Here is a 504-nt window from a genome sequence, read left to right as displayed (position 1 = left end):
GCCGGGACGCCGTGCCGGGCCAGCCGGGCGGCGACGGAGCCGGCGAAGCCGGGGGTGTGCACATCGCGCGGGGAGACGTTCACCGCGACCGGGACGAACAGGCCCTGGCTTCGCCAGCGCGCGACCTGGCCGAGGGCGGTCTCCAGCACGTACTCGGTGAGGTGGGGCATCAGGCCCGAGGACTCGGCGATCGCTATGAACTCGTCCGGCGGGACCTTGCCCCGCTCGGGGTGCACCCAGCGGACCAGAGCCTCCAGGCCCGCGACCTGACCGTCGAAACGGACCTTGGGCTGGTAGTGCAGATGCACCTCGTGGGCGTCGAGGGCGCGGCGCAGATCGCCCAGCAGGCCGAGCCGGTCGGGGGTGTTGGAGTCGCGCTTGGACTCGTAGACCTCCACGCCGGTCCGGTCCCGCTTCGCCTGGTACATCGCCACGTCCGCCCGCCGCAGCAGCCCTTCGGCGTCCAGGGCGTGGTCGGGGAAGACGGCGACTCCGGCGCTGGCC

1 protein-coding gene is annotated in these 504 nt (G+C 73.4%); it reads right to left on the bottom strand.

The genetic code is table 11. The annotated features are described in order from the left end of the window. Nucleotides 1-504 (bottom strand): EAL domain-containing protein (locus CCL05_RS43140; protein WP_143590071.1); only part of this gene is annotated, 504 nt, incomplete at both ends.

Source organism: Streptomyces africanus (assembly GCF_002150735.1).
Lineage (GTDB): Bacteria > Actinomycetota > Actinomycetes > Streptomycetales > Streptomycetaceae > Streptomyces > Streptomyces africanus.
This window is presented reverse-complemented; position numbering and strand designations above follow the sequence as displayed.